We start from the raw sequence: 3,520 nt of genomic DNA, 5'->3' as shown, positions 1-3,520 counted from the left end.
TCATTTGCCTTAAGAGAGGAGAGATAGATAAGGCGAAAGATAAGGGCAACAAGAAGAAGCAAGGAAACAATGATTATCTCTTTTTTATCTTGGATAAACCCCTGCCTCGATTTCTTCTTTTTCATAACCCCATTATATCTCGCGGTTTCTTAAAAAGGCAAGTTTAAAATAAGGGAGGCTTTAAAAGGGCTTAAAATGGATAATGTAAGGGTTATTACAGCAAATCTTTTCTCTTTGAAGCTAAAGGATTCCTTTGACATTATCTTTCTTGGCCCTCTATATAGAGATTTCCTTCAAGCCCGATATTTTTCTTCAAGGAGATTTACATAATCCATAACACCATCCTCAAGGCTCGTTAATTCTTTGCTATATCCTGATTTCCTTATCTTTGAGATAGGACCTTCTGTCCAATACTGGTAATTTTCTCTTATTTTCTGTGGCATATCAATATACTCAATACTTGGCTTTTTTCCCAATGCCCTGAATAGGGCAAAGGCAAGGCAATTCCATGTCCTTGACTTTCCTGTGGCAATATTAAATATGCCATTTATCTTTGGATTTTCAAGGAAGAATAGGGTCATAAAAACAGCATCCTTAATATAGATAAAATCCCTCTTCTGCTCACCGTCTTTGTATTCTTCCCTATATGACTTAAAAAGAAAAACCCTCCCCTTTTCCTTTATTTCATAATATCCCTTTAATACCTTGCTCCTCATATGACCTTTATGATATTCACCTTCTCCATAAACATTAAAATATTTAAGCCCAACAATCTTATCCAACAGCCCATTTTCTAATGCCCATAGGTCAAATAAATGCTTTGAATAGCCATATAGATTTAATGGCTTAAGGTTTTTAATGTTGTCCTCGCTATCCGAAAATCCATTTTTTCCATCGCCATAGGTAGCAGCTGATGAGGCATATATAAATCTTATATTATTTTCCATAGAAAATCTTGCTAAAGTCTTTGTCCATTCAAAATTATTTTTAATGAGCAAATCCCTATCAGTGCAGGTTGTATCAGATATTGCACCAAGGTGGATTATACAAGAGGGATTAAAGCTTTTTAGGTTTTTAATAAATTCATCCTTGTCAATATAGGAAGAAAATATAAGCCCTTCTAAATTTTTACGAGACCTATTTTCTCTCTTATCAACCACAATAATATTCCTCTCTTTTCTTCTGTTTAACTCAGAAATTATAGAGCTTCCAATAAACCCTGCACCACCTGTTATAACAATCATTTTAGAATTTTACCAACCAATTGATTTCCCTGTCATCCATTTTATTATGGATAGGGTTTATATCTTTGATACAACATTAAGGGATGGTGAGCAATCCCTTAGGTGCCTCAATGAATGTATCAGAGAAATTAGCCCTGGCAAAACAGCTTGCCAAGCTTGGGGTTGATATCATTGAAGCAGGATTTGCCATAGCTTCAGAGGGTGATTTTGAGGCAATGTATGTATTTAGCTAACCATGGATGATCAGTTACCCCCTCTTCTATCTTTGGCTCTTTAGCATAATAAGGAAGCTCAACATATATAAGGAGCTAAACACATACTATCTTTCTTTATAATTATTATTTCATCAGGGTTTGGAATTCGGGAAAAAGGGTAAAATTTTATATTTATCCTTTCTATCCCGAATTCCAAGTTTTATTTTTCGCAATTTTAATACATATCTCCCATTCCGCCACCGGGTGGCATAGGAGGCATCTTTTCCTTTTCTGGAATCTCTGTGACAAGGCATTCTGTGGTTAGAAGAAGGCCTGAAACGGATACGGCATTCTGCAAGGCAACCCTAGTAACCTTTGCCGGGTCAATAATGCCTGCAGAGATTAGGTCACAATATTCATTCTTTGAGGCATCAAAGCCTATATTCCCTCCCTTTTCCCTTATTCTCTCTACCACAATTGAGCCCTCTAGCCCTGTATTCTCAACAATCTGCCTTAGTGGCTCCTCTAATGCCCTTTTAACAATATCTGCTCCAATCTTTTCATCACCAGGAAGGGAAAGCTTCTCTACCTCTGCCTGTCCCTTTAATAATGTAATGCCACCACCAGGGATAACACCCTCCTCAACAGCTGCCCTTGTGGCATGCAGGGCATCCTCAACCCTTGCCTTCTTTTCCTTCATCTCTGTCTCGGTAGCTGCACCAACATTTATAACTGCAACACCACCGGCAAGCTTTGCTAGCCTTTCTTGGAGCTTTTCTTTGTCATAGTCTGATTTTGTCTCCTCAATCTGAAGCTTTATTTGGGAAATCCTTGCCTTTATATCAGATGATTTGCCAGAGCCTTCAATAATTGTTGTATTCTCCTTGTCAACAATTACCCTCTTTGCCTTTCCCAGGTCATCAAGCTTTATATTCTCAAGCTTTATCCCAAGCTCCTCGGCAATCATCTTGCCACCGGTAAGGATGGCAATATCCTCAAGCATTGCCTTCCTTCTGTCACCAAATCCAGGGGCTTTTACCGCACAGCATTTGAGAATTCCCCTTATTTTATTAACCACCAAGGTTGCCAATGCCTCTCCTTCAACATCCTCGGCAATTATTAAGAATGATTTTCCAGCCTGGACAATCTTCTCTAATATAGGAAGAAGGTCTTTCATTACAGAGAGCTTCTTCTCATAGATTAGGATGTATGGCTCTTCTAAGAGGGTTTCCATCCTATCTGCATCGGTTACAAAGTATGGAGAGAGATAGCCCCTATCAAATTGCATACCCTCAACCACATCCAATGTTGTCTCTATGGTTTTTGCTTCTTCTACTGTGATTACCCCATCCTTTCCAACCTTCTCCATTGCATCGGCGATCAAATTTCCAATGGTTGTATCCATATGGGCAGATATGGTGGCAACCTGTGCCATCTGAGCCTTTTCTGTAACAGACTTTGCCTCCTTCTTAAGCATAGAAACCACCGCATCAGCTGCCTTCTCAATCCCCCTCTTTAGGGCAATGGGATTTGCACCTGCGGCAATATTCTTTACACCCTCATTGAATATTGCCTGGGCAAGGACAGTGGCTGTAGTTGTTCCGTCTCCTGCCACATCTGATGTCTTTGATGCAACCTCTTTGACAAGCTGGGCTCCCATATTCTGGAAGGGCTCCTTTAGCTCTACCTCCTTTGCCACGGTTACACCATCGCAGGTTATGGTTGGTGAGCCAAATTTCTTGTCTAAGACAACATTCCTCCCCCTTGGACCTAAGGTTACCTTAACCGCATCGGCTAAGGTATTTACGCCCTTTTGAATCTCTTTTCTTGCTTCTTCATTAAAGCTTAATTGTTTTGCCATAATTTATCTACCTCCTTTTATTCAATTATTCCGAGGACATCATCCTCTCTCATAATAAGATAGTTATCCTCATCTATCTTTATCTCTGTTCCCGAATACTTGCCAAATAGAACCTTATCCCCTACTTTTACCTCAAGTGGGACAATTGTTCCATCCTCAAGCCTCTTCCCCTTTCCTACAGCCTTGATAATGCCCTCCTGGGGCTTCTCCTTTGCTGTATC

General features: G+C 39.7%; 3 protein-coding genes and 1 pseudogene. 1 reads left to right on the top strand and 3 read right to left on the bottom strand.

From position 1 onward, the window contains the following. Positions 1-293 precede the first annotated feature (293 nt). A complete protein-coding gene (gene rfaD, locus AB1397_06285; GenBank protein MEW6482588.1) occupies positions 294-1,244 on the bottom strand; it encodes an ADP-glyceromanno-heptose 6-epimerase in 951 nt (316 codons plus the stop codon). A gap of 46 nt (positions 1,245-1,290) precedes the next feature. Here rfaD and AB1397_06280 point away from each other — a divergent pair. Continuing rightward, a pseudogene (locus AB1397_06280) lies at positions 1,291-1,465 on the top strand (2-isopropylmalate synthase). A 208-nt stretch (positions 1,466-1,673) separates the two neighbouring features. Here the strand turns inward: AB1397_06280 and groL are convergent. Both groL and AB1397_06270 read right to left on the bottom strand, forming a co-directional pair. After that, positions 1,674-3,302, bottom strand: coding sequence for a chaperonin GroEL (gene groL, locus AB1397_06275; protein ID MEW6482587.1), 1,629 nt, complete (start codon positions 3,300-3,302; stop codon positions 1,674-1,676). A gap of 14 nt (positions 3,303-3,316) precedes the next feature. Further along, a partial coding sequence (locus AB1397_06270) for a co-chaperone GroES (GenBank protein MEW6482586.1) occupies positions 3,317-3,520 on the bottom strand: 204 nt, incomplete at its 5' end.

This window comes from bacterium (genome assembly GCA_040756715.1).
Classification (GTDB): domain Bacteria; phylum UBA9089; class UBA9088; order UBA9088; family UBA9088; genus JBFLYE01.
This window is presented reverse-complemented; position numbering and strand designations above follow the sequence as displayed.